The sequence below is a fragment of the Paeniglutamicibacter psychrophenolicus genome (genome assembly GCF_017876575.1).
Lineage (GTDB): Bacteria > Actinomycetota > Actinomycetes > Actinomycetales > Micrococcaceae > Paeniglutamicibacter > Paeniglutamicibacter psychrophenolicus.
The window spans coordinates 574,213-598,637 of the sequence record NZ_JAGIOE010000001.1 but is presented as its reverse complement, the minus strand read 5'-3'; the positions used below and the strand labels follow the sequence as shown (position 1 = coordinate 598,637).

Genomic DNA, 24,425 nt, shown 5'->3' with positions numbered 1-24,425 from the left:
GCTTCGAGGGCCGATTTGTTTCTTTGGCCATTTCTCGGGTAAAGTTTTATCTCGTTCCCAGCGGGAACAAAGAGGGCGTATAGCTCAGGCGGTTAGAGCGCTTCGCTGATAACGAAGAGGTCCCTGGTTCAAGTCCAGGTACGCCCACGGATTCCCTCGTCCGACCGGTAGGTGAAAGGAAAATTCCCATGCGGAAGTTTCTGGTGTTGGTGGCAGTAGCCGCAGGCATTATTGGTTATCGGAAATACAAGGAATCTTCGGCCGAAAAGGCCACCTGGAGTCAGGGTACCGATAAGGTAAACTGAATTCATACGGGGACTTAGCTCAGTTGGTAGAGCGGTAGCTTTGCAAGCTTCAGGTCAGGGGTTCGACCCCCCTAGTCTCCACCGAAGGAAAAGGTCCGGAACGAAAGTTCCGGGCCTTTTCGCGTTAAGTTCGGTCCCCCACTTTTTGGGGGACCGCCCACACCCCCCTTCAAGGGGGGCCCGCAAAACCCCATAGAGTGGTTGGGTGACCTTTCTTCTGGCCCTCGTGGGCGTCCTGGGCGTTGCCGCGTCGGGACCACTTATAGCCGCGTTTCCCGCCGTCCCGGCGCTTTCGATGGCCCTGTGGCGCAATGCCGTGGGCACGGCCGTCATGGCCGTTCCCGCGCTGGTGAACGAGCGACGCACCTTTGGCCGGCTGCGGCGCCAGGAATGGGGCTGGACCGCCCTGGCGGCACTCTCGCTGGCCCTGCACTTTGCCTTCTTCATGACCTCGATCCGCATGACCACCGTGGCGGCGTCCACGGCGCTGGTGTGCCTGCAGGCCGCATGGATCGCCATGTTCCAGTCGCTGCGCGGAACCAAGTACGGCTGGCGCGTGGGAGTGGGCGTGCTGCTGGCCTTCGCCGGGGTCGTGGTGATCACCGGGTTCGACATCGGGTCGGGGACCGAGGCGCTGATCGGCGACGGGCTGGCGCTCATTGGCGGGGTGCTGGCCGCCTCCTACACGCTTTCCGGTTCCAAGGCCCGGGCCACGATGAGCACCAGTTCCTACACGACCATCTGCTACGGGATGACCTCGGTCCTCCTGCTGGTGATGTGCCTGCTGACGGGCGCCCCGGTGTGGGGATTCAGCCTGAACGGATGGATCGGCATCCTGGCGTTGGCGCTGTGCTCCCAGGTCCTGGGGCACACGGCCCTGAACCACTTGCTGACCTCGCTGGGGCCGCTGACGGTGTCGACCTTGATCCTGCTGGAGATCCCCGGTGCCGCGCTGCTGGCAGCGTTGTTCCTGGGCCAGGTCCTGCCGGCGGGCACCGTCGCGGGGCTGGTCATCATTCTTGCGGGGTTGTTCTTCGTGGTGCGCGGGCAGGGCCGCGCCCAGGCCCGTGCCGCGGCCCCCGCTGGCACGCTGGCAAAGGAACAGGGCAACACCTGACCCGACGCTCCCCCGGGTTCCCGGAGGCCGCGCACGGGGCACGTGCTGCCCTGTGGGTGGTTCTTGTTCTCGTGGCATCGGCGGCCGATCCCACGAGGACGGGTTATTTCTTGGTGCGCGGTCCCGGCTTCGGGGAGGAATCGGCGTTGGCGGCCTCGTCGGCAGCGGCGGCCTTGCCCGCATCACCGGCGGCCTCGGCCTTGTGCTTGGCTGTGGTGGCGGCCTCGGACAGCTCCTCTGCCTTCTCGGAAAGCTTCTCCTTGGCCTCGGCCACCGTCTCCTTGGCGGCCTCGGTTGCCTCGGCGACGTTGGCCTTGGCCTGCGCCGCGGACGATGCCACTTCCTCGCGGACCTCTTCAACGCTTGCCGGGACATCCACCGGGCCGCTGGCGCGAACGGTGGTCGGTTCCACCGGTGCCGGGGTCTTCCACGGATCGTCGATGGGCTTGGAAGCGCGCCAGGCGGCTACGGCGGCTGCACCGGCTGCGGCAATGACGGCAATGACGAGCCAGCCCTTTTTCTTCTTCGCTGGCTTCTGCACCTTTTCAATCTCCATGCTGACGGTCCCGGCTGCGGCACTTGCCGTGTTCTTGAGACGCTGGACCGTTTCGGCACTGGGCGTGAGCTTGTCGGCTACCTGGTGCAGTGCCTCGGAGGACTTGGCCTGTTCAAGCTTGCGTGTGGTGAATTCGGCCGCCTGGCCGATTTTTTCGTTGGCGGTCGGCAGGTATTCGTTCAGCACGACGTCGCGGGCGTGGCTGAGTGCAGGCGCTGCCTTCTCGATGGCCTCGTTCAATGCCGGGGTGGCGCGGTCAACGGCCTTCTGGACCCGCGGGGTGGCCTCGTCAATGGCTGCGGAGAGCCGCGGGCCCACCTTTTCAAGGGATTCCTGGAGTAGGGGGCTGACCTTGGCAACGGTCTCGGACAGCTCGTGGGCAGCCCAGTTCAAGCCCTCTTGGATCTTCGGGGTTGCCGTCTCGATGCCCTTTTCTATGCGCGGAACGGCCCACTTCACTGCCGTGTCCACCTTTGGTGCTGCCCAATCCAATGCCTGTTCGGCGCCGGTGGCAACACTTTCACCAAAGTCTCGAGCGATACGTTCTGACTTCACAGTGAACCCCTTTGATCGTTTCGGATGCTTCGTCCCAGCCTACGACCTCCACTTGGCCTGCGGCCATTACCTGCACGGCATATAAACAAACGTGTAGCCGTGTTCACTGAGCGCGTAGCCATTCGCAGCGGCGGTTCAAGCGCTCATGGAAGAATGACTGCATGACTGCAATCCCAACGCACACAGCCACCATCCACACCAACTTGGGCGACATCGTCGTGAACTTGTTCGGTAACCACGCCCCCAAGACCGTGAAGAACTTCGTTGGCCTGGCCAACGGCGAGCAGACCTGGACCGACCCGCGCAGCGGCGAGGAGAAGGTCAACACCCCGTTGTACAACGGCACGATCTTCCACCGCATCATCTCCGATTTCATGATCCAGGGCGGCGATCCGCTGGGCCAGGGCACCGGCGGACCGGGCTACCGCTTCGACGACGAGATCAACCCCGAGCTTGATTTCCGCGAACCGTACAAGCTGGCCATGGCCAACGCCGGCATCCAGATGGGCCAGGGCACCAACGGGTCCCAGTTCTTCATCACCTCGATCCCGACCACCTGGCTGCAGGGCAAGCACACCATCTTCGGCGATGTTACCGACGAGGCCTCGCGCAAGCTGGTTGACGCACTGAACGTCGTTCCGACCGATGGCCGCGACAAGCCGCTGGAAGACGTCGTCATCAGCAGCATCGACGTCGCTGCAGTCTAGGCACGTGGTTCCGGCGCACCTCGTGCGCCGCTGATCGTGGACGGCCCCATCGACCGCCCCGCCCGTTTGTTGTTCACCTCGCGGTCGCAAAGTGAATGGCGTGGGTGGCGTGGGTGGATGGGGCCGTTTTGCATCAATGGGCAGGTGAATCCCGCAACCGGCCAGGTGCCGAGGCCCAGCCGAGCGGGGCACCAAGGGAACCAAAGACCGGCTCCGTGCCATCGGGGCCATGAGCGTACTTACACAGGAGCATCATTTCCATGTCCTATGGACTGTCCAACCCGAACCAGGCCGCGCAGGCCCCGGTATGCCCCAGGCACCCCGACCGGATCTCCTATGTCACCTGCCAGCGGTGCTCCCGCCCGGCATGCCCGGAATGCCAGGTGACTGCCGCGGTCGGAACCCAATGCGTGGATTGCGTGCGCGAAGCCAACAAGCAGATCCCCGGCACCCGGACGGCCTTCGGCGGCAAGGCCACAGACGGCCGTCCCATCGTCACCTACGTGCTGATGGCGATCAACGCCGTGGTCTTCGCGCTGCAGATGACGATCCCGGGCTTCACCAGCCACCTGGTTTATGCGGGCCTGTACACCAGCGGATACTTCGAGCCAGAGCCGTGGCGCATGCTCACCTCGATCTTTGCCCACTCCACCTCCTTCATCGGGCACATCGCGTTCAACATGTACGCGCTGTACATCTGTGGACGCGTGCTCGAACCGATGCTGGGGCGGCTGCGCTTCCTGGCCCTGTACCTCGTGGCGGGCCTGGGCGGATCCGTTGCGGTGCTTCTGATCACCGACCCGACGGTACCGGTCCTGGGTGCCTCGGGCGCGGTCTTTGGGCTGTTCGCGGCAATGTTCGTGCTGTTGCGTTCGCGCGGTGTCCAGTCGATGCAGATCGTCATCCTGATCGCCATCAACCTGGCCATCGGCTTCATTTTCCCGGGAATCGCCTGGGAAGCCCACGTGGGTGGGCTGGTCTTGGGCGCGGCGACGGCGGCCGTCATGGCCTATGCGCCCAAGGGACCCAGGCAGGCAGCGATGCAATGGGCAGGCACAGCATTGCTGGCGTTGTTGCTGGTGGCCTTGACTTTGTACGGGGCCGTCAACGTTCGAGTTGGATAGCCGTATCGGCACGAGTGGGACAAAAGTTGTCCACATGGGTTATCCACACTGTTAATAACTCACAACCATGTAATTCACCCGCAACGGACCGGCTCCAGCGCCCGCGCTGACGCCGGTCCGCTCTGGTTTCAGACAGTTTTCAACGAATATGCACAATTTCATCCACACCTGTGGATAACTTAGTGCACAACCTGTGCAGCGCCGTTTCCCTTCGTTCGAACACCGACCGGGGCCACTCTTCGAAAGTATTACCTAATCCGCGCGGTTCCGCGGAAGTGGAGGGGTTTACGGTCCCGCTCGGTCCCGTTGTCCACACTGCTTATCCACAGTGTTAATAACTTACGCACATGTAATTCACAATGGCCGAAGCCGCGCAAGCGCGGTGATCTGGGCGCAAACGAGGCGAAACCCACAGCCTTATCCCCACCTGTGGATAACCTTCGTGCACAGCATGTTCCTAAGTTTCACCCGATTCCGTGGCCGCGCCCACCTGTGCAGGATGGGGGAAAGCTGGAAAGCTGTATTTCAGCGGCCGTGCCGGCACGGCCGCGCGAATCCACAACACCAGGGGAGAGCCGCGATGCACCAGGACTGGATCCACCTTGAGCACGTAGGCGCGTGGACCGATCTGACCAACAGGCTGGCTGCAGTCGACGACACCGATGAATTCTACGAAGCCGAAGACCTCCTGGAGGAGCTCAATGAACCGGGCGTCGATCCGGCACGCGACACCCTCGGTTTGTGGGACAACGACACCATGGTGGGTTTCGGACAGCTTCGGCTCGGGGAGCAACTGCGCGACGGACGCGGACGGGTATCCATTGGCGGCGGAATCTCCCCCGAATACCGGCGCCGGGGCCATGGAACCTTGGTCATGGACGTGCTTGAAGCCAGGGCCGGGGAAAAAATGGCCGAACGACACCCCGGTGTCGACTACACCATCGACGTGTGGGGAAACGCCCCGGGGCACAGTGCCGGGGAGATGGCGGTGGCACGCGGCTATGAGCCGGCGCGCTTTTTCCAGGACATGACCCTGGCGCCGGGTGATTTCCTGCCCCATCGCCACCCGGCCAGCGTCGCGGAGGACACCGTGCTGGTTCCATACTCCCCCGGCATTGCCGAAGCCGTCAGGCTCCTGGACAACGAGGCATTCGCCGACCACTGGGGCTCGGCCCCCAAGAGCGCGGATGAGTGGGCGGCGATGACAGACGCGCGCTCGTTCAGGGGCAACTATTCCCGGGTACTGCTCGAAGGCCACGGAGAGGACCGGCCGGCACGGGCCCTCAGCCACGTGCTGGGCGCCGAATGGGTCGCCAGGGAGCTGTACATTTCCCGCGTGGGCACCGCCCGCGCCGCCAGGGGCCTCGGGTATGCGGCATGGGTGCTCTCCACGGTGGTCGCTGCGGCCTTCGAGGACGGATTCACCAAGGTGGACCTGTCGGTGGACGCCCAGAGCCCCACGGGGGCCCTGGGGCTCTACGAGCGGCTGGGATTCCAGCTGGTCCGCAGCGGGACGGTCTACCGAAAGACCGTCACGGCGCGCTGAGGAGCCACTGGGTGCCTCGGAAGCGGAGCCCGTTGGGCCATCAGCCCAGAAGCGGCAGCAACAGCGACACGGCCAGCACTGTCATCAGGGTGGCAATGACCCCATCAAGAACCCGCCAGGACCTCGGGTTGGCGAAGAACCCCCGCAGGTAGCGCGCACCGAAACCCAGCCCGGCGAACCACAGCACGCTGGCCAATGCCGCGCCGGCGCCGAAGACCCAGCGCCCGGTGCCGCCCTGGGCCGAGGCGATGGAACCGAGAAGGATCACGGTATCCAGGTACACGTGGGGATTGAGCCACGTCAGGGCAAGGGCCGTGAGGGCGACCGTGCGGCGCGGGGTCGGTGTCAGGACGACACTGGCTTCCATCCCCAATGGGCTGAAGGCCCTGCGAGCCGCAAAGAAGGCATAGGCAAGCAGGAAGGCTGCCCCGCCGATCCGGGCGACGGAAATGAACCACGGGGCCACCGCCAGCAGGGCGCCAAGCCCGGCAATTCCAGCGAAAATCAGCAGCGCATCGGAGACCAGGCAAATCAACACCGTCGTCCCAACATGTTCGCGCCGGATGCCCTGGCGCAAGACGAAAGCGTTCTGTGCACCAATGGCAACAATCAAGGACAGGCCCGTGGCCAGGCCGGATATAAAGGGGAAGAAGGTCACCAACCGAGCCTAGGCGTCATGCCAAAGACGTGTCGAGCTAAAGATTCTTAGCGTCCATTAGGATTTCTAACTATGGACTTCCCCGCGGAACAACTGCAGACCTTCAAGGCCGTCGTCGAAGCCGGAACGCTGGAACGGGCGGCAAGGGAACTGAACATCACGGCCTCTGCGGTGAGCCAGCGGCTCAAGGCCCTGGAAAAGCAGGCCGGCAGCGTCCTTTTCATTCGCTCGCGACCGATTGGCACCACCGGCAGCGGGGACGTCCTGCTCCGGTTGGCGCGCGAGATCCACATGCTTTCCACCGAGGCGCACCGGGCGCTCGGGCTGGAATCCGCCGCAGGCCATGCTCCCCGCCGCACCGAACTCAGCATTGCGGTGAACGCCGATTCCCTGGCCAGCTGGTTCGTCCCGGTGCTCCGGGGCTTGGCGGACCAGGAACTGATGACCTGCGAGATCCTGCGCCACGACGAGGCGCACTCCACGGAGCTGCTTCGTTCGGGACAGGTCATGGGCGTGGTGACCACCAAAAGCACCCCGGTCCAGGGATGCTCCTCGGTGCACCTGGGAGCAATGCGCTACCGGGCGATGGCCACCCCCGAATTCCGGGACCGCTGGCTGCCGGGGACCGACCCCCGCGCCGAACTTGCGGCCGCACCCATGGTGAGCTTCGACCGCACCGACGGCCTGCAACGAGGGCTTCGCCGAAAAATCATTGGCGGCACCCGCCCGGTGGCGCCGGTGGAGCACTTTGTCCCGGATTCCCGCGTCTATGTTGCCTCCGTGGCGGCCGGGCTGGGTTGGGGCATGATTCCCGAGATCCAGGAACCCGCCGACGGGTCGCTGGTAAGCCTCAACGAGTCGTGGACCAGCGAGGTGCGGCTGTATTGGCAACGTTGGAAGGTCCCCTCCCAGGCCCTGGACCTGCTCACGGCGCTGGTCCTGGAGGCGTCAGGGAACGCCGGGCTGGACCGGGAGCGGTAACGCCCCGGGGACAGAAGCCACTGCCGGGTAAACACCGCGGCTACGCTGGGGCCATGGACAATCGGAACACCGCCAGGCCCAGGTCCGCGGCCTCGATCCTCAACCGGGCGCGAACGGCCATGCCAAGGATCGCGGGAAACCCCACGGTGGTGCGGCACGGGATGTCCCTCTGGCCACCGTTCTGGGGTGCGGGCATCAAGGTCAAGAACATTTCCGCCGACTGGCGCAGTGCCACGGTGCTCTTGCGCCAACGCCCCTGGAACATGAACTACGTCGGGACCCACTTCGGAGGTTCGCTGTTCGCGATGACCGATCCGTTTTGGATGATGATGGTCCTGCACAACATCGGACCCGGGCACATCGTGTGGGACAAGAGCGGCGAGATCGATTTCCGCAAGCCCGGAAGCGGGACGTTGACCTGCCGCTTTCAGCTCGACCTGGCGCAGCTGGAGCAGCTCAGGGAAGAAGTGGCCCGGGACGGAAAGGCAACAACGTGGTTCTCCGTCGACATCCTTGACGCGTCGGGCGGGATCGTGGCGACGGTGCGCAAGGAAGTCTACGTCCGGTCCAAGGTCCCGGCGCCGGAAACTGCCTGAGCGGGTACCCGGCGCACCATCGATGTCGTGCTAGTTTCCTCCGCCGGGAGGACCGATGAACAGCAGCACCGCGGTGATGGCGGCAACCAGGACAACGCCCGCCACCGCTGCCAGCCAGGGGCTGCGCAGGGCCAGGGCCTGGACCTTCTCGATGGGGCCCCGCGGCGCGTCCCCGCCCGGGGCCAGGCGCCAGGTGTCGCTGAGCAGCCCGCGACGCAACATCGCCCGCTCGAAAGGCAGTGTGGCGAAGGGAATCACCGCGGAAGCCAGGCCAAGAATGCCACGTCCGGCACTCCAGCGCTCATTGGCCCAGACGAAGATGGTCACCAGGCCGTAGGCAATGAACACCACGCCGTGGAACATGCCGAAGATGCGGACAAAGATTTCCGGTCCCACGCCGTACTTGATGACCATGGCGATGATCAGCAACGCCCAGGTGACCATTTCAGCGGCGGCCAGGAAGCCGTACAGGCGCTTCGGGGAGAGCTTGGAGGAGGTGGTGGCCGAGGGGGTTCCGGCAATATCGGGGCGAACCATGGGTGTTTGGCGTGCCTTTCTGGAAGTTGGCGTGAACGGTGCACGCGGAGGGGGAACTGCCGGGCCTTGGAACGAAATTCCTGCGGGAGCAGCGGGTGTTCCCCTGGGCGGGAACCCGGTTCAGGTATCGCGGTCGCCTACGGCATGGCCTGCGGCGTGCAGGCCGTCGGTGACTTCGGGAGCCGACCGGTGGCCGGGTTGGCGGGCTGCATCTCGGGCCCGAGGGCCGGGTGCTAGCGCCACCCCGTGGTCATGAAGAAACCAACCATGGCAATGCCGAAGCCGATCACGATGTTCCAACCGCCGATGCCGGGGATCGGGAACGCGGTCTGGGCAACGTAGTAGACCATGATCCAGATGAGTCCCAGGATCATCAGCCCGAACATGACCGGCTTGTACCACTTGGGCATCGGCTTGTCGTAGGCCGCCGTGTTGCTGCCGCCCTGTGGCTTGCGGTTCTTCCGACGAGTCTTGGATTCAGGCACTGCTGCTCCTTGGGTCTTCTGCCGCCGACACGATCCAACGAGCACGTGTCCAAACGGTAGGCTAGGTAAGTGTGCGCCGTTGGGGAACTGCTTCCCAACGTCACGCTTTGATCCAATACTATCCGCTCAAACTGGACGCCGCCGGGTTTCGCGGCGTCCCAGGTGGCAGTGAGGGAAGTTCGCATGACTCGATCCGCAGTGCGGGCGCGGACCAGGCCCACGGTGGGCCAGCGCCTGCTGGGCGGGTTCGGTGAAATCCTCATCACCCTTGGCATCATCCTGCTGCTCTTTGTGGGCTGGGAATTGTGCTGGACCAACATCGACGCGGATCGTGCGCAGACGCAAGTCACCTCGGAATTCGTCCAGGGCCTCGAGGTGGGTCCGGGGGACGGAACCGGCGCTCCGGAAAAGGATTTCGGCCCAGCCCCCATCACCGCGATCCCCGACGGGGAAACCTTCGGTGTCTTCTACATCCCGCGCTTCGGCAGCAACTTCGCGCACCCTGTCACCAACGGCGTGGGCATGGACGTGCTCAACAACGTCGGCATCGGCCACTACCCCGAGACCCAGGAGCCCGGCGGGCTCGGGAACTTCGCCGTTGCCGCCCACCGCCAGACCCACGGCCAGGTGTTCTGGAACATCGACAAGTTCCAGGCCGGGGACAAGATCTACCTGCAGACCCGCAAGGGCTTCTACACCTATGAATGGCGCGACACCGAGATCGTGCACCCCTCGCAGGGCGAGGTGCTGCTGCCGGTGCCACACGAACCGGGTGCCAAGCCCACGACCTCGATGCTGACGATGACCAGCTGCCACCCGCCCTTCACCACCCGCATGCGCATCATCGCGTACGCGGAGCTGGAATCCTGGCGTCCGGCCGACGCAGGTCCCCCGGCGGAAATCGCCGACCTGGTGACAAAGACGATGGAAAAGTAGGACACCGAAACATGTACGCATGGATTTTCAGGACCCTGCCCGGTCCCCTGTGGTTCCGCATCATCGTGGCACTGGCGCTGGTCGCCGGCGTCGTACTATTGCTGATGAACTATGTCTTCCCGTGGCTGAGCCAGTACAGCCCCTGGACCGAATCAACGATTGGCCTGATGCTGCTGTGAACGCCCCGAAGATCCTGGTGATCGACAACTACGACAGCTTTGTCTACACCCTGGTGGGGTACCTGCAGGAGCTGGGCGCCGAGACCACGGTGATCCGCAACGACGACCTGTCCCTGGCCGAGGTCATTGAACTGGCGCAGGCCCGCGACGGCGTCCTGGTGTCCCCCGGGCCCGGCACCCCGGCCGAGGCAGGTGTCTGCATCGAGGTGATCAAGTGGTGCGGGCAGCAGCGGAAGCCGATGCTCGGGGTCTGCCTGGGCCACCAGGCCCTCGCCGAGGCCTACGGCGGGGTTGTCACGCATGCCGAGGAGCTGATGCACGGCAAGACCTCCCCGGTCTTCCACCACGGGCACCCGGTCTTCGCGCACATCCCCAGCCCCTTCACCGCCACCCGGTACCACTCGCTGGCCGCCGTGCGATCGAGCATCCCCGAGATCCTGGAGATCACCGCGGAGACCGAGAACGGCGTCATCATGGGCCTGGCCCACCGCGACGCGCCCCTGTGGGGTGTGCAGTTCCACCCCGAGTCGGTGCTCACCGAGGGCGGCTACCAGATGCTGGGCAACTGGCTCGAATCCCTGGGCCTGGCCGGAGCGGCAGCGCATGCGGCAACGCTCAGCCCGTTGATCCGGGATGCCGGGGCCTGAGCCGGGATCCACAGCCACAAGAAGAAGGGTCCCTGCCCGTGAAGTTCATTCACGGGCAGGGACCCTTCTTGCTGGAACCTGGCTTCGCGTCCCGCCCCCGCTACGGGGTCGGGGTGGGGCTTGGCGTGGCCTGGCCGCTTGGCGTGGGCGTGGTTTCCGGTGGTTGCTCCGAGGTCTGGGGAGCCTCGGATGAGGTGTCCGTCGGTTCGGGTTCCTTGGGCTTCACGGCAACCGTGACGGTGATGGTGCCGCCCTGCGGGGAGGTGGTGACATCACCCGTGGCGGACTTCTGCGCGATGATCGTTCCGGGTTTCACAAGAGGGTTCTCCTCCTCGATGACCTCGATGCGCAGGCCGACCTTCGGATCCTCGAGTGCCTCGGTGGCCTCGGGAACCGTCATGTCGATGAGCCGCGGAACCTCCACCAGCCCGGTGGAAAGGACCAGATCGATCGTGCTGCCGACCTTGACGGTCTTGCCCAGCTTCGGCTCGGTGTTCACCAGCCAGTCGGTGGGGATCGAGGGATCATTGACCCGGGAGACCGAACCGATCTCGAAGCCCAGGTCCTGCAGGGCCTGGCGGGCCCCGGCCTCGGACTGGCCGGCGAGGCCCGCGGGCAGGACCCGGGACTCGGGCCCCTTGGAAACCATCAGGCGCACCGTGGAGCCCTTGCGGACCTCCCTGGTGGCGACGGGGTCGGTTTCCACGACGAGCCCGCTCTTGACGTCATCGTCGAAAACCGTCTCGACCTTGGACACCAGCTGCAGCCCGGACAGTGCTGTCTCGGCCTTGGCCTGCGTCATTTCGACGAGGTTGGGGATGGCGACGGGGGCGTTGCGTTCCGCCTCCGCGCGCATCCAGTTGTAGAAGAAGAGACCGGAAACCACCAGGGCGAGGGCCAGAACCAGCGAAATCGCGATGGTCCAGGTGCGCCGGGATTTCGCCCGGTGTTCGTCGCGCTCGCGCTGCAGGTTCTGTTCCCACATCGGAGGAGCGTCCCAGGGCCCGTCCCCGGGCACCGGTTCGAGGTATCCGGTGTGGTTCAGCGGCGCCAGGGTGCCCGTGGGCGGGGACTCCGGCGAGGGAAACCCGGGGGCAGCCAGCGCGGCAACCGTTGCCTGCTCCGCGGCCTGGGCCTGGGACTGCGGCATCGGCGCGGTGAGTTCCTCCGGGGCCAGGGCAATCCCCCCGCGGGCATTGGACAAGGCCGTGGCAAACGCCGCGGCATCGTCGTAGCGGTCCTCGCGGTCCTTGGCCAGGGCCTTGAGCACCACGTCGTCGAAGATCGGATCCAGCGCCGGCACCAGCGTGCTCGGTGCCGGCGCGTGCTCGCCCACATGCTGGTAGGCGACCGAGACCGGCGAATCCCCCGTGAAGGGAGGCCGGCCGGTGAACAGCTCGTAGAGCAGGCAGCCGGTGGAATACAGGTCGGTGCGGGCGTCCACGGCCTCGCCGCGGGCCTGCTCCGGGGAAAGGTACTGGGCGGTGCCCACGACTGTCTGCGTCTGGGTCATGGTGCTGGCGGAATCGGCCAGGGCGCGGGCAATGCCGAAGTCCATGACCTTGAGGTTGCCGCGTTCGGTGACCATGATGTTGGCCGGCTTGATGTCGCGGTGCACGATGCCCATGGAATGGGAGTGCTCCAAGGCCTCCAGCACCCCCAGCACGTACTTGACGGCCAGGTCGCTGGTCATTTCCCCGGCCTTGACGAGGTCGCGCAGGGTGCGCCCGCGGACGTACTCCATCACGATGAAGGGCAGTTCCACGGTGGAACCGGAAACCACCTGTTCCTCTTCGCCGGTGTCGAAGACCGACACGATGTTGGGGTGGTTCAGCCCGGCCACCGCCTTGGCCTCGCGCCGGAAGCGGGCCTGCACCATGGGGTCGCGCGCCATTTCGGCACGCAGGAGCTTGATGGCGACCTTGCGCCCCAGCACCTGGTCGATACCCAGGTGCACGTCGGCCATGCCGCCGCGCCCAATGAGCTCCTTCACGACATAGCGGCCGTTGAGAATCCGTTCCTCGGTCACTGTGAAAACACCGTCATCGCCTAATCCGTCTACTGGCCAGGGGCCGGGGGGTTGCCCTTGCCCTTGCCGGGGGCCTCCGCGGCAGGGGTCGAGGACTCAGCGGCCGGGGTTGAGGGGGCGGTCGTGGACTCGGTGGGCTCCGGCGGGCCCAGGGACAGGATGTAGGTGACCGTGGTGCCGGGCTCGACCTTGGTGCCGTTGGGCACGCTCTGGCCGATCACGGTTCCCTTGGCCAGCGGGCTTTCCTGGGCTTCCCCTTCGTTGGGCACCAGGCCCAGCGCGGTCAACGCCGCGGCGGCCTGCTCGCCGTCCTTGCCGTACAAATCGGGCACCGAGACCTTTGCCGGGACGGCATAGGTCAGCGTGATGGTGGAACCGACGGGCAGCTCGCCGGAGGGGGAAACCTTGATGACGGTGTCGGCAGCCTCGGTGCTTTCCTTGCCCACGGACTTCACCGTGAAGCCGAGGCCCTCCAGGGTCGCGGTGGCGTCCTTGTAGTCCTTGCCCAGGAATTCGTTCTGGGACACCGTCACGGTGGACGGTGCGGTGCTCGTCGGTGCGCTCGACCGGGTCGGCGTGGTTTCGGTTTCGCTCGGCTCGGTGCTGGGTGAGGAGGATTCCGTGGTCGGGGCCGTGGTCGTGATGCTCGGGCTGCTTTCCGGGGTCTTGTTTCCGGTGAGCATGGGCAGCAGCCAGGCGCCGAGGATCGCCAGGACAACCAGGGCGATCAGCGCGATCAACGGCGTGGTCCAGGGGCTGCGGCCCTTCTTGGCCGGGGTGCGCCGGTCGGCGACCTCGGGCTCGTAGCCGCCAACGGGTTCTTCCTCCCACTGCTGGGAGGCCCCCATGAAGGAATCGAAGTTCTGCCCGTCGTCCTGCGTCTGAGGTGCGGGAACCTGTGGCAGGGCATTGGTGGCCGGGGCGGGCCCGGCGATCGTCGGGTCGACAGGGGGCAGCGCAACGGTCTCGTTGCCCTGCGTGATCGGGGTCCGGCTGATGGCCTGGGTGGCGGCGTCGGATCCCGAGAAGAGCAGCATTCCGGGCACGGCGAGCGTCGCGGTCTCCGGGTTTCCGGCGCGGATGGCGTCGGCGGCCACCGCGAGGGACTCGGCGTCGGCCGGCCGGTCGGCGGGGTCCTTGGCCAGCATCGACATCACCAGTGAGCGGACCGGCACCGGAATGTTTTCCGGCAGCGGCGGCGGGGTGTCGTTGACCTGGGCCAGGGCGATGGCGATCTGCGATTCGCCGGTGAATGGGCGCCGTCCGGCGAGCAGTTCGTAGCCGATCACGCCCAGGGCATAGATGTCGGAGCTGCCGGTGGCCTGCTGGCCCGTGGCCTGCTCCGGGGCGAGGTACTGGGCGGTGCCCATGACCTGGCCGGTGGCGGTCAGCGGGACCTGGTCGGCGATGCGGGCAATGCCGAAGTCGGTGATCTTCACGCGTCCGTCGGGGAGCATCAACAGGTTGCCCGGCTTCACGTCGCGGTGCACCAGCCCCTGGATGTGTGCGGCGGCAAGCGCCTTGGCGGTCTGCGAAATGATCGACAGGGTGCGGTCCGGGGAGAGTACGCGTTCGCGTTCGATGACGGTGGACAGCGGCTGGCCGGGAACCAGTTCCATGACCAGGTAGGCGGAGCCTTCTTCTTCCCCGTAGTCGAAGACGCTGGCGATGCCGTTGTGGTTCAGCAGTGCGGTGTGGCGCGCCTCGACGCGGAACCGCTGAAGGAACCCGGGATCCCCGGTGTATTCCTCCTTGAGGATCTTGATTGCCACCAGGCGGCCAAGGACCTGGTCCCTGGCCCTCCACACCTCACCCATGCCACCTATGGCAATACGGTCGGTCAGCTTGTATCGACCGCCCAGGGTGATACCGGAAATTGGCCTCACTGGTTGAACACCGCCTCTAGAATCTTCTTCAGGTTTGGACTGGTCAACGAGGAACCAGTCTTGAAATCAATCTTTTCAAAAACAATTGTCACAGCCACCTGCGGGTCGTCCGCCGGGGCGAACCCGGTGATCCAGGAGTTCACCAGACCGGAACCGTCACCGAGCTGCGACGTGCCGGTCTTGGCGGCGATGTCCAGCCCGGGGACCTGCGCCCTGACCGCGGTGCCGCTCTTGATCGGACCGCGCATCAGGTCGGTGACCTTGTCGGCGATGTCCTTGCTGACGGCGGTGCTGAATTCCTTGGGCTTGCTCTCGGAGAGCACCCGCAGATCCGGGGCGATGACCTGCTTGATCAGGTTCGGCTCCATGATCACCCCGTCGTTGGCGATGCCCATGGCTGCCATGTTCATCTGCATCGGGGTGGCCTTCACGTCCTTCTGGCCAATCACCGACAGACCCAATTCATCGGGGGACGGGTTCTGCGGGAAAACACTGGGCACCACGCGCATCGGGATCTCAACCTGCTGGCCGAAGCCGAAACGCTCGGTGACGTCCTGGAAAGGTTCCTTGCCCAGTTCCTCGCTCATCTTCACGAACGGGGTGTTGCAGCTTTGCGCCACGATGTACGCGAAAGTCGCCTCGGGCCTGGCCGCGCAGTTGCCGCCTTCGAAGTTCGGCAGCGAGGTGTTGGTTCCCGGAAGCTTGATGGTCGGGGGATTCGCCAGCATGGTGTCGGCCTTGTACTTGCCGGATTCGAGGCCCGCCACCATGTCGAAGATCTTGAACGTGGAACCGGGTGCGATCAGGTTGCCGATTGCCGGGTTGCGGTACGGGCTCAGACCCGGAACGGTCAACAGTTCCTTCATGTTCGAGGCTGCCTGCTTGGAGCTGTGCACGGCCAGGAGATTGGTGTCGTAGCTCGGCTTGGAGGCCATGGCCATGATGTTTCCGGTCTTCGGCTCCGAGACGATGATGGTGCCGCGGGTTCCGTCCGGTATCAGGCCGTAGACGAATTTCTGCAGCTTGCCATCAATGGTGAGTTCGACCGAGGCACCCTCGTTCTCCTTGCCGGAGAACAGATTGATCATGCGGTCGAAGAACTGGTCCTGGCTCTTTCCCGTCAACTCGTCGTTCATGACCGATTCGAGCTGCGTGGAGCTGTTCGTCAGCGAGTAGAACCCGGTCAGGTGGGAGTAGAGATTGGGATCGGTGTAGACGCGCTGGTACTTGAACTGTCCCTCGGTGGGGACGGATTCGGCAATGGGCTTGCCGTCCACCAGGATCGCCCCGCGGGGCAGGTCGAATTCCTTGAACAGCTGGCGGTTGTTCAACGGATTTGCGTTGAGGTCCTTCGCGGCAAAGAACTGCACGTAGCTCAGCGCGCCCAGGCTCAGCACAAAGAGCAACATGACGGCGATCCAGGTGTTGCGGATGGCTTGGTTCATCGCTTGTGCTCCTTAATCGATTCAAGGAGACCGTGGGAACGTCGGGGGGCCTTCGTGGCGACCTCCGCGGTGGCCGAGACCCCGGACAACATGGGACGGCGTGAATTATGGGAAATCAACAGCAGCAAGGCGACAATGATCCAGTTCGAGAGCAGGGAGGAACCGCCGGCGGCCATGAAGGGTGTCGTCAGTCCGGTCAGCGGGATCAACCGCGTGACGCCGCCGATGACGACGAAGCACTGCAGCGCCAGGGTGAAGGAGAACCCGGTGGCCAGCAGCTTGCCGAAGGTGTCGCGTGATCCGAGGGCGGCACGCATGCCGCGGCTTACAAGGATCAAATACAGCAGCACGATGGCGGAGATCCCAATGAGCCCGAGTTCCTCGCCCAGGGAGGCGACAATCATGTCGCTGTTGGCCAGCGGGACCATGTAGGGGCTGCCGTTGCCCAGCCCGGTGCCCATCAGCCCGCCGTTGGCGAGCCCGAAGAGCCCCTCGACGATTTGCCGGCTGCCGCCGATGGCGTGATAGATGTCGGGGTCGAAGGCATTGAGCCAGCCGTCGACCCGTCGGGTCACGTGGCTCATGGTCAGGTAGGCGAAGGTGCCGCCGCCGACCAGCATCAGGGTCCCGATGACGATCCAGCTCACGCGCGCGGTGGCGACGTAGATCATCACCATGAACAGCCCGAAGAAGAGGATGGAGGAACCGAGATCGCGCTGGACGACCAGGACGCCGATGCTGACAAGCCAAGCCACGATCATGGGGCCGAGGTCCCGGGAGCGGGGCAACTGCAGCGGGCCGACCTTCCGGCCTGCCAACAGGATCAGTTCGCGGTTCGAGGATAGATACCCGGCAAAGAATATTGCCAGGGTGATCTTGGCCAGCTCGCCGGGCTGGAACGACAACGACGACCCTACCCGCACCCAGATTCGCGCGCCGTTGATCTCCATGCCCAGCCCCTTGATCAGAGGGAGCAGGAGCAGCAGCACCGAGGCCGCAAGGGCGATGTAGGTGAACCGGCGCAGCACGCGGTGGTCGCGGATGGTCCACAGGACGATCATGGCCACGACCATGGCGACGCCGGTCCACAGAATCTGGCGGAAGGCGGTGTTGTCGTTCTTCGCCAGGTCGATGCGGTGGATCATGGCCAGGCCGATGCCGTTGAGGGCAACCGTCACCGGAAGTATCACCGGATCGGCATATTTGGCCCAGATGCGCAGGACGACGTGGAAGACCAGGGCCAGCCCGACCAGGATGAGGCCCTGGGAAATGAACTCCTGGCTCAATCCCTCATCGCTGTTGATGCCCACCAGGTAGTAGGCGCCCATGGCGACGGCCAGGGCCAGCAGCAACAGGAGCAACTCCATGTTGCGCCGTGGGACAGGCGCGGTTTCCAGCTCGCTCACGGTTGGATCTCCTGACAGTACGAGGGCAGGGCCGGCAAGGTCCCGGCGGTACCCGGATTTTCCGGGACGACCACGGGGCAGCGTTGCTTGGCTGTCACCAGCAACTCCCCGACCATGGTCTGGGCATGTGCCAGGTCCCGTGCCGGGAGAGCGGAATCAATGCGCTGCTGCGTGTATTGCGGTAGCGCGTCCATGGGGATGTCGGTCACGGTGTCCACATGCGAGAGCTTCAACGGACCGAGGTCCTGCGAGACGCCCTTGAAGATGGCCACGTGGCCGTCTTGGTTGCCCACGAAGTACTGGGTCTGCGTCCACAGGTAGCCCCAGCCGCACACGGCGGCAAGGATCAGGGTCATCAAGGCCAGGAACGTCGGGACCAGCCAGCGCCGCGGGCGCCGTGAGATGGACCCGTAGTCGTCCTGTTCCTCGGCTGCCTGTGCGGCCGGGGTCTTGTGCGTGAGGATTGCCGCGGCGCGCTTCTCGCCCGAGCGCTGGGTGACGATCGGAATCTTGCCCGACTGGGTCGCCAGCTCGGCCGCGCCCACCAGGAGGTGGGGCCGCTTGGACATCTCGTGGCGGATCAGCGCCGCACTGGCCTCGAGGTCGCCCTCGGCGGCGATCGTCAGCTGCCCGGTGTCCGGGGCCGGCTCGTCGACGGGGACCAATTCCTCGGTCGGCGACGGAGCGGTCTCGCCGTTGTCCTCCACGACCTCGAATACGACGATGGTCACGTTGTCCGGGGAGCCGTGGGCCAGCGTCGTTTCGACGAGGTCCTCGACGGTCTCCTCGAGGGAGGCGGTGCCGCGCATGATGCGTTCGGTGATGGAATCGGGAACGACGGCGTTCAATCCGTCGGAGCAGAGCATCCAGCGCTCCCCCGCCTCGACGGGGTACTGGTTCACGTCGAGTTCCGGGCTCGCATCCGAATCGCCGAGCACGCGCAGCAGGACGTTCTTGTGCGGGTGCAGTTCGGCTTCCTCGGGGCGCAGGCGGCCCTCGTCGACGAGCCGCTGGACGAAGGTGTGGTCGTGGCTGACCTGCTCGAACACGCCGTTTTTCAGCCGGTAGGCACGCGAGTCGCCAATGTGGGCGAATTGCAGCACATCGCCGGTGAGCAGCATGGCGGTGACGGTGGTTCCCATGCCCGAAAGCTTCGGATTGGCGCTGACCAGGTCGTTCAGGACCAGGTTCGCTGCCTGGATCTCGTCGGGCAGCACCGTTTCGGCGTTGGGCGTCTCGGGGACGTCCAGGTGGACGAGGTCCAGCACGGTGGAAGCGCTGGCGACGTCGCCGCCGACGTGTCCGCCCATGCCGTCGGCCACGACGGCCAGGTAGCGTCCCACATAGGCGGAGTCGTCATTCTTGGAGCGGACCTTGCCAACATCGCTCCGCGCCGCAAACTTCAGCATCAACGCCATGTCTAGGGCCTCAGCTCCATGACGGTCTTGCCGATCCGGATTTTCTGGCCGAGTTCAACGGGCTGGGCGCGGGTGAGCTGGGCATCGCCCAGGAAGGTTCCGTTGGTGGAACCGAGGTCTTCGATGAACCAGCGGGTGCCCTGCGGGAACAGGCGCGCGTGGCGTCCCGAGGCGTAGTCGTCCTCGAGCACGATGGTTGCCTCCTGGGCGCGGCCCAGCAGGATCGGGCTGGCAGTGAGCTGGTGTTCGAGGCCGCTGAGCGGTCCCTCGAGGATGGCCAGGGTCTTGGCTTGCTGCTTGGCGGGGACCTCGGGCGGAGGCGCCAGCGAGGGGTCCTTGCGGATCTCCCGGGCGGTCGGTGCACCGACGCGGGCCTTGCTGCCGATGGCGAGGTCGCGGCGAAGAGCGCCGACGATGCTCAGGACCAGCAGCCACAGCAAAATGAGAAATCCGAGCCGCAGCACGGTGAACACTAGGTCGTTCACGCACGGTCTCCTTGCGATTGGGGGACGAGGCGGAAGATGATGCGCGTCTGCCCCATGGCAATGTTGGAGCCGTCGTGCAGCTCCGTCTCACCGACGATCTTCTGACCGTTGACGAAGCTACCGTTCGTGGAACCCAGGTCAACGGCCCAGGTCGAGGCGCCGCGCTGCTCGATCTTCAGGTGCCGGCGAGAGACCCCCGGATCCTCGATGGGGATGTCGGTGTCTGCCGAGCGGCCCAAGACGATGCTGGGGTGGTTCAGGGCGTAGCGCTGGCCGGAAATGTCCAGCACTGGCTGCATCCTGGCCGCGGCGCGAGGCGGAGCGGACGGGGCCGGCGGTGCGGCGGGGGTGTTGTGGACCTCGGGCGTGGAGGCATCCGAAGTGGTGGCATCGATCTCGAAGCCTCCCGGCTTGAGTTCGGGGTCCTTGCGGAAATTGACCTCGACCGCGCCCTGCAGGGTGTAGCCCTGGCTCTTGGCGTGTTCCAGGGCCGTGGTGCACAGCTCCCGGGCCAGGGGGGCGCCCCATTCCCGGGCCCGGGCGAAATCCTCGTCCGCGAGGCGGATGATGAAGTGGTTCGGGGCGAGGGTGCGGGCCTGGGAAATTGTCAACGACTTCGCGTCCATTTGGTTGCGCAGGCGCGAAGCGATCTCGACGGGCTTGACTTCGGAACTGCCGGAGCCGCGGAAGACGCTGGTGACAAGCTTTTCAAGTCCGCGTTCAACATTGTCAATGAGACCCATCGCTTCGCTCCCTTCCTGGTTCTAACGCGTGTGGTTCCACGGTTAATGGCATTGCGTCGCAGGGCATGGTTGCCCTGCGCATTGTTCGATACTACTTGCCTTGCATTTTCCGTGGGGGTGAATGTGGTGAAACCGGCCCTCTGATCAGGAACGAATGGCCGTCTCCAAAGGTTGCAGAAGAGTGGCTCTGATCACAAAGAACCCCTCGATTAGTTGTTCGGGGCGATCTGTGTATATTATTGATCTCGCTGTTGAAGTCAATGACGAAAACAGCGGTGAATATGCGCGAGTGGCGGAATTGGTAGACGCGCTGGCTTCAGGTGCCAGTGCTCGCAAGGGCGTGGGGGTTCAAGTCCCCCCTCGCGCACATATGAGAAACAACCCCCGGTCTTCGGACCGGGGGTTGTTTCGTTAATGCGATCGAGGGTCTATCCGGGCTCGTCCGATCACGACGGGCAGTGGATGGCCGGCACCGCTTCCCGCGAACCGCGCCTCAGCAGGAACCGGTGGGCACATGCTTAAGCGGCACTGGCTGTTCCCGGCCCTCGGTCCATCTCCACGGCCATGGAAACCGCGGGGTTCGGGAAGAACAGGGGATAGGTGAGCCCCGCGATCGCGGCTCCCACCAAGGGCGCCACGATAAACAACCACACCTGGCCCAGCGCCGCCGGACCTGCAAACCATGCCACGCCCAACGAGCGGGCGGGGTTCACCGAGGTGTTGGTGATCGGGATGGCAACCAGGTGGATCAGCGTCAGGGACAGCCCGATGGAAATCCCTGCGAAGCCCCTCGGTGCACGGCCGTCGGTGGAGCCAAGGATGACATACAGGAAGATCGCCGTGAGGATGATCTCCGCGAGCAGCGCCGAGAGCATCGAGTAGCCGTCGGGGGAGCGGTCGGCATAGCCGTTGGAGGCAAAGCCCGAGGCAACGGGATCAAAGCCGTGCTTGCCGGTGGCAATGGCAAAGAGTGCAAGGCCCGCGACCGAGGCGCCGATGATCTGGGTGATCCAGTAGGCGGGAACGGCCTTCCATTCGATGCGCCCGGCCAGTGCTGCACCAAGGGTGACGGCGGGGTTGAAATGGGCGCCGGAGATGTGGCCAACGGCGTACACCATGACCAGGACGGTCACGCCGAATGCCAGGGCAACGCCGAGGAACCCGATCCCCATGTTGACGGTGTTTGAGGAAATGACCTTGGCGGAGAAGATCGCGGCTCCGCAGCCGCCGAATACAAGGACTCCGGTGCCGAGGAACTCGGCTGCCAGACGCGATGTCATGCTCTGTGGTTGGGACATGCTGGGTGGCTCCATGATCACTAGCGTTGCACTGTTTTGGAGTGACCCACGATAATACGTTTGTGGTGCATTTGACCCCGGTGAATGGGCACGAACCCATTAAAAGGTGTCGCGGGCCTCTTTGCCGGGCGCCCGGTGCCCCGGATGTGATGCAAACACCGGCGATTTGGGGCAAGAGGCCACATGCCCATGCATAGACTGGGAGTCGTTCGATCTTTTCCGTAGGCAAAGAAGCATGTAGGACAGGAGCAGTCAGCAACATGGCGTCCCAGACACCGCACCAGAACGTTTCATTTCCCTCCGAAGGGCAAGCGGCACACGGCTACTTGGCGTTGCCCGAGGGCGGGCATGGTCCTGGCGTCATTGTCATCCAGGAATGGTGGGGACTGACCGACCACATCCGCGACGTGGCCGACCGGCTGGCGGCCGAAGGCTTTGTCGCCCTGGCACCGGATCTCTTTGGCGGCACGGTGGCCCACGACCGGGCAGAGGCGGCCAAGATGATGTCCAAGCTGCCCGAGGATGTCGGTGCGAAGCTGCTGGCCGGCGCCGTCGACTACCTCCTGGGCCTGGAAGCGGTTACGAGCGCAACCGTGGGAACCATCGGGTTCTGCATGGGCGGCGGGTTCGTGCTGGCCCTGGCGGCGCAGCAGGGACAGAAAATTTCCGCGGCCGTTCCCTTCTACGGCGTCGGCCAGGGAGTGCCCCAAAGCTATGCCGGGGTGCGCGCCAAGATCCAGGGACACTACGCCAACGAGGACTCGTCCTACCCGGTGGCAAAGGCACGCGCCCAGGAAGAGCAGATCCGCGCCGAGTCAGGCACCGAGGTGACGTTCTTCTACTACGACGCCCCGCATGCATTCCACAACGACGGGAACCCGGCGGGCAACTATCGCCCCGAGGCCGCGGCTGTGGCGTGGGGCCGGGCAGTGGACTTCCTGCGGCAGAATATTTCCTAACCAGTTTTTTTACACCCAAATAATGGCCGCCAAACGGGTGGCCACAGCAAAAGGAGCGTCAGAACATGGCAGAAACCATCATCGTCGGTGTTGACGGCAGCGAGACAGCACAGCGCGCCGCCGAACGCGCGGCACGCATCGCCTCCAACATGGATGCAGAACTGGTCGTCGTGACCGCCCACACCTCGGACAACACCGAAGTCGTGAAGATCGGCACCGACACCTGGATCCTGGACGACGCCGAGCAGGCCGGAAAGGTTGCAGAGCAGTGCGCCGCAGGCCTGCGCATCACCGAGCCGACCGCCAAGATCACCGCAACGGCAGCCCACGGCAAGCCGCAGGAAGTCCTGGTTGCCGAGGCCGAGCGCCTCAACGCCACCCTGATCGTGGTCGGCAACGTCGGCATGAAGGGCCTGGGCCGCGTGCTCGGCTCCGTGGCCACCTCCGTGGCACACGCAGCCCCGTGCGATGTCTACATCGTCAAGACGGTCAAGTAGTCACCGCACCACAGTTGATTCGTGGTTAGCTGCGGTCGCCCTTGGCGGCCGCAGCGTCACGCACACGCTTTTCCTCGGCACGGACGGCGGCCAGCGAGGCGCGCTCTTCCTGCAGCCACACCGGGCGGTCGGCCAGCAAGGCCTCGATCTGTTCGGTGCTCAACGCCTCGGTGATTTCGGCGCGGGCCAGGCCCGCGATCGAAACGTTCAGCTTGTGGGCCACCACCGGGCGCGGATGCGGGCCGTTGGCACGCAATTCCTCGAGCCATGCCGGCGGGTTGGCCAGCATTTCGTCGAGCCCGGCCCGGGTGACCGGACCCTCCTGGAACTCGGCCGGAGCTGCGGGCAGGTAGATGCCCAATTTCTTTGCGGCAGTCGCCGGCTTCATGTTCTGTGGGGTTTTCTCGCTCATGTGCACTAGCGTACCGGTACGCTGGGGTAGTGACAGGACTAAAAATCGCCTATGTACCGGGCGTCACGCCCGGCAAATGGCTGACCAGGTGGAACGAACGTTATCCACAGAACCCGCTGCAGGCCCTGCGCTACGACGGGGAGGCGATCCTGGCGCGCCTGGACACCGGGGAATCGGACGTCGTTTTTGTCCGCTTTGCCACCGGAACCTCGCCCAAGACCCCCGCGATCCACGTGATTCCCCTCTATGAGGAGACCCAGGTCGTTTGCGCGGCCAAGGACCACGACATCGAGCTCTACGAGGAGACGATCCCGTACGCGGATCTCTCCGGCGAGAACTTCCTGGACCTGGCCGACTACCCCGAATCGGTGGGCGGGACCGCGATGGCCATGGAGGTCGCCTCCTCGGGTGCGGGCCTGCTGGTGCTGCCGATGGGCGTTGCCCGCCTGCACCACCGCAAGGACGTGGTGCACAAGGTGCTTGAAGGCGTCCCGGGCACCAGCGTCGGCATCGCCTGGCTGGCGCCGGTGGGCGACGAACCCGCCGACCCGGTCATCGAGGAATTCATCGGGGTGGTGCGCGGCCGCGGGGAGCACTCCTCCCGGCAGGCCTCGGTGGCCCAACGCCAGCAGGAGCAGGCGGTCGAGGCCCGCAAGAAACGCCAGACCAGCCAATCCGAGGCGGCCAAGGACGCGAAGAAGGCCAAGACCAAGAGGAAGGCCGCCGCCGCCGGGTCCCGGCCCGGGGCCAAGCGCGGCGCAAAGCCCGCTTCCCGAGGCCGCAAGCGCTGATCCTTGTCTTTCCGCATCGCGAAGACCCGTCCTGCCCCCGTTCCGTGCGGGGAGCAGGACGGGTCTTCGCGTTCGGCGGCACCGTCCGCCCGCTTTCACCACCGCGCGCCAACATGCCTGTGATGCG

Annotated in this window: 26 protein-coding genes and 3 tRNA genes; 16 read left to right on the top strand and 13 right to left on the bottom strand. The window is 65.0% G+C overall.

What is annotated here, in order from left to right; all coding sequences use genetic code 11:
* Nucleotides 1-73: 73 nt before the first annotated feature.
* The 4 genes from JOF46_RS02585 (at nucleotide 74) to JOF46_RS02570 (ending at nucleotide 1,422) form a co-directional block, all read left to right on the top strand.
* Nucleotides 74-147: transfer RNA gene (locus JOF46_RS02585), tRNA-Ile, on the top strand.
* A gap of 41 nt (nucleotides 148-188) precedes the next feature.
* The gene (locus tag JOF46_RS02580) at nucleotides 189-305 is read left to right on the top strand and encodes a DLW-39 family protein (protein ID WP_209905891.1); all 117 of its coding nucleotides are present in this window, start codon (nucleotides 189-191) and stop codon (nucleotides 303-305) included.
* An 8-nt stretch (nucleotides 306-313) separates the two neighbouring features.
* A tRNA-Ala gene (locus tag JOF46_RS02575) sits at nucleotides 314-386 on the top strand.
* 124 nt (nucleotides 387-510) lie between these two features.
* On the top strand, nucleotides 511-1,422 hold the full coding sequence (locus tag JOF46_RS02570) for a DMT family transporter (RefSeq protein WP_209905890.1): 912 nt from the start codon (nucleotides 511-513) through the stop codon (nucleotides 1,420-1,422).
* A gap of 103 nt (nucleotides 1,423-1,525) precedes the next feature.
* Here JOF46_RS02570 and JOF46_RS02565 read toward each other — a convergent pair whose 3' ends face one another.
* On the bottom strand, nucleotides 1,526-2,437 hold the full coding sequence (locus JOF46_RS02565; RefSeq protein ID WP_209905889.1) for a YtxH domain-containing protein: 912 nt from the start codon (nucleotides 2,435-2,437) through the stop codon (nucleotides 1,526-1,528).
* A gap of 257 nt (nucleotides 2,438-2,694) precedes the next feature.
* Here JOF46_RS02565 and JOF46_RS02560 point away from each other — a divergent pair, with 257 nt between their 5' ends.
* The 3 genes from JOF46_RS02560 (at nucleotide 2,695) to JOF46_RS02550 (ending at nucleotide 5,910) form a co-directional block, all read left to right on the top strand.
* Nucleotides 2,695-3,240 (top strand): peptidylprolyl isomerase, encoded by a 546-nt coding sequence (locus JOF46_RS02560; protein ID WP_209905888.1) that lies wholly within the window; start codon nucleotides 2,695-2,697, stop codon nucleotides 3,238-3,240.
* A gap of 260 nt (nucleotides 3,241-3,500) precedes the next feature.
* The gene (locus tag JOF46_RS02555; protein ID WP_209905887.1) at nucleotides 3,501-4,364 is read left to right on the top strand and encodes a rhomboid family intramembrane serine protease; all 864 of its coding nucleotides are present in this window, start codon (nucleotides 3,501-3,503) and stop codon (nucleotides 4,362-4,364) included.
* 580 nt (nucleotides 4,365-4,944) lie between these two features.
* Entirely contained in the window at nucleotides 4,945-5,910 is a 966-nt protein-coding gene (locus tag JOF46_RS02550) for a GNAT family N-acetyltransferase (RefSeq protein WP_209905886.1), read from the top strand.
* 40 nt (nucleotides 5,911-5,950) lie between these two features.
* On the opposite strand, the gene JOF46_RS02545 is transcribed toward JOF46_RS02550, so the two are convergent.
* A complete protein-coding gene (locus JOF46_RS02545) occupies nucleotides 5,951-6,568 on the bottom strand; it encodes a LysE/ArgO family amino acid transporter (RefSeq protein ID WP_342592337.1) in 618 nt (205 codons plus the stop codon).
* 72 nt (nucleotides 6,569-6,640) lie between these two features.
* Here JOF46_RS02545 and JOF46_RS02540 point away from each other — a divergent pair, with 72 nt between their 5' ends.
* On the top strand, nucleotides 6,641-7,549 hold the full coding sequence (locus JOF46_RS02540) for an ArgP/LysG family DNA-binding transcriptional regulator (protein WP_209905884.1): 909 nt from the start codon (nucleotides 6,641-6,643) through the stop codon (nucleotides 7,547-7,549).
* A gap of 53 nt (nucleotides 7,550-7,602) precedes the next feature.
* The gene (locus tag JOF46_RS02535; RefSeq protein WP_209905883.1) at nucleotides 7,603-8,145 is read left to right on the top strand and encodes a DUF4442 domain-containing protein; all 543 of its coding nucleotides are present in this window, start codon (nucleotides 7,603-7,605) and stop codon (nucleotides 8,143-8,145) included.
* Nucleotides 8,146-8,175: 30 nt separating this feature from the next.
* Here the strand turns inward: JOF46_RS02535 and JOF46_RS02530 are convergent, their stop codons facing one another.
* Together JOF46_RS02530 and JOF46_RS02525 are read right to left on the bottom strand one after the other, a co-directional pair.
* Nucleotides 8,176-8,682 (bottom strand): DUF3817 domain-containing protein, encoded by a 507-nt coding sequence (locus JOF46_RS02530; RefSeq protein ID WP_209905882.1) that lies wholly within the window; start codon nucleotides 8,680-8,682, stop codon nucleotides 8,176-8,178.
* A gap of 233 nt (nucleotides 8,683-8,915) precedes the next feature.
* Nucleotides 8,916-9,167, bottom strand: a complete 252-nt coding sequence (locus tag JOF46_RS02525) for a cell division protein CrgA (RefSeq protein WP_113763715.1) — start codon at nucleotides 9,165-9,167, stop codon at nucleotides 8,916-8,918.
* Between the two features lie 183 nt (nucleotides 9,168-9,350).
* Between JOF46_RS02525 and JOF46_RS02520 the strand changes: the two genes are divergently transcribed.
* Genes JOF46_RS02520 through JOF46_RS02510 form a run of 3 tightly spaced genes read left to right on the top strand, consistent with a single transcriptional unit; the run spans nucleotide 9,351 to nucleotide 10,929 of the window.
* Nucleotides 9,351-10,103, top strand: coding sequence for a class E sortase (locus tag JOF46_RS02520; RefSeq protein WP_209905881.1), 753 nt, complete (start codon nucleotides 9,351-9,353; stop codon nucleotides 10,101-10,103).
* A gap of 11 nt (nucleotides 10,104-10,114) precedes the next feature.
* The gene (locus tag JOF46_RS02515; RefSeq protein ID WP_181578423.1) at nucleotides 10,115-10,282 is read left to right on the top strand and encodes a hypothetical protein; all 168 of its coding nucleotides are present in this window, start codon (nucleotides 10,115-10,117) and stop codon (nucleotides 10,280-10,282) included.
* A complete protein-coding gene (locus JOF46_RS02510) occupies nucleotides 10,279-10,929 on the top strand; it encodes an anthranilate synthase component II (RefSeq protein WP_209905880.1) in 651 nt (216 codons plus the stop codon). Before JOF46_RS02515 ends, JOF46_RS02510 begins: the two co-directional genes overlap by 4 nt.
* Nucleotides 10,930-11,029: 100 nt before the next feature.
* On the opposite strand, the gene pknB is transcribed toward JOF46_RS02510, so the two are convergent.
* From pknB to JOF46_RS02475, 7 genes are read right to left on the bottom strand one after another with little or no spacing between them, the layout of a single operon-like run.
* On the bottom strand, nucleotides 11,030-12,958 hold the full coding sequence (pknB, locus tag JOF46_RS02505) for a Stk1 family PASTA domain-containing Ser/Thr kinase (RefSeq protein ID WP_209905879.1): 1,929 nt from the start codon (nucleotides 12,956-12,958) through the stop codon (nucleotides 11,030-11,032).
* 29 nt (nucleotides 12,959-12,987) lie between these two features.
* Nucleotides 12,988-14,844, bottom strand: coding sequence for a protein kinase domain-containing protein (locus tag JOF46_RS02500; RefSeq protein WP_209905878.1), 1,857 nt, complete (start codon nucleotides 14,842-14,844; stop codon nucleotides 12,988-12,990).
* The gene (locus JOF46_RS02495) at nucleotides 14,841-16,289 is read right to left on the bottom strand and encodes a penicillin-binding transpeptidase domain-containing protein (RefSeq protein WP_209905877.1); all 1,449 of its coding nucleotides are present in this window, start codon (nucleotides 16,287-16,289) and stop codon (nucleotides 14,841-14,843) included. Before JOF46_RS02495 ends, JOF46_RS02500 begins: the two co-directional genes overlap by 4 nt.
* Nucleotides 16,286-17,695 carry an FtsW/RodA/SpoVE family cell cycle protein gene (locus JOF46_RS02490; RefSeq protein WP_209905876.1) on the bottom strand — a complete coding sequence of 470 codons (1,410 nt, stop codon included), beginning with the start codon at nucleotides 17,693-17,695 and terminating at the stop codon, nucleotides 16,286-16,288. The genes JOF46_RS02495 and JOF46_RS02490 overlap by 4 nt, the downstream gene beginning before the upstream one ends.
* Entirely contained in the window at nucleotides 17,692-19,113 is a 1,422-nt protein-coding gene (locus tag JOF46_RS02485) for a PP2C family protein-serine/threonine phosphatase (RefSeq protein ID WP_209905875.1), read from the bottom strand. The genes JOF46_RS02490 and JOF46_RS02485 overlap by 4 nt, the downstream gene beginning before the upstream one ends.
* Before the next feature lie 2 nt (nucleotides 19,114-19,115).
* Nucleotides 19,116-19,598, bottom strand: coding sequence for an FHA domain-containing protein FhaB/FipA (locus JOF46_RS02480; protein WP_209905874.1), 483 nt, complete (start codon nucleotides 19,596-19,598; stop codon nucleotides 19,116-19,118).
* Nucleotides 19,595-20,341 carry an FHA domain-containing protein gene (locus JOF46_RS02475; RefSeq protein ID WP_209905873.1) on the bottom strand — a complete coding sequence of 249 codons (747 nt, stop codon included), beginning with the start codon at nucleotides 20,339-20,341 and terminating at the stop codon, nucleotides 19,595-19,597. Before JOF46_RS02475 ends, JOF46_RS02480 begins: the two co-directional genes overlap by 4 nt.
* Nucleotides 20,342-20,624: 283 nt before the next feature.
* Here JOF46_RS02475 and JOF46_RS02470 point away from each other — a divergent pair.
* Nucleotides 20,625-20,708 (top strand) — tRNA-Leu (locus JOF46_RS02470).
* 151 nt (nucleotides 20,709-20,859) lie between these two features.
* On the opposite strand, the gene aqpZ is transcribed toward JOF46_RS02470, so the two are convergent.
* The gene (gene aqpZ / locus JOF46_RS02465) at nucleotides 20,860-21,639 is read right to left on the bottom strand and encodes an aquaporin Z (RefSeq protein WP_209905872.1); all 780 of its coding nucleotides are present in this window, start codon (nucleotides 21,637-21,639) and stop codon (nucleotides 20,860-20,862) included.
* A 260-nt stretch (nucleotides 21,640-21,899) separates the two neighbouring features.
* On the opposite strand from aqpZ, the gene JOF46_RS02460 reads away from it, so the two are divergent.
* Nucleotides 21,900-22,598, top strand: a complete 699-nt coding sequence (locus JOF46_RS02460; RefSeq protein WP_209905871.1) for a dienelactone hydrolase family protein — start codon at nucleotides 21,900-21,902, stop codon at nucleotides 22,596-22,598.
* Between the two features lie 65 nt (nucleotides 22,599-22,663).
* Nucleotides 22,664-23,095, top strand: a complete 432-nt coding sequence (locus JOF46_RS02455; protein ID WP_071216235.1) for a universal stress protein — start codon at nucleotides 22,664-22,666, stop codon at nucleotides 23,093-23,095.
* 25 nt (nucleotides 23,096-23,120) lie between these two features.
* Here JOF46_RS02455 and JOF46_RS02450 read toward each other — a convergent pair whose 3' ends face one another.
* On the bottom strand, nucleotides 23,121-23,507 hold the full coding sequence (locus JOF46_RS02450) for a DUF5997 family protein (RefSeq protein ID WP_245347972.1): 387 nt from the start codon (nucleotides 23,505-23,507) through the stop codon (nucleotides 23,121-23,123).
* 29 nt (nucleotides 23,508-23,536) lie between these two features.
* Here JOF46_RS02450 and JOF46_RS02445 point away from each other — a divergent pair, with 29 nt between their 5' ends.
* Nucleotides 23,537-24,298 carry a substrate-binding domain-containing protein gene (locus JOF46_RS02445; protein WP_209905870.1) on the top strand — a complete coding sequence of 254 codons (762 nt, stop codon included), beginning with the start codon at nucleotides 23,537-23,539 and terminating at the stop codon, nucleotides 24,296-24,298.
* The last annotated feature ends 127 nt before the right edge of the window (nucleotides 24,299-24,425 follow it).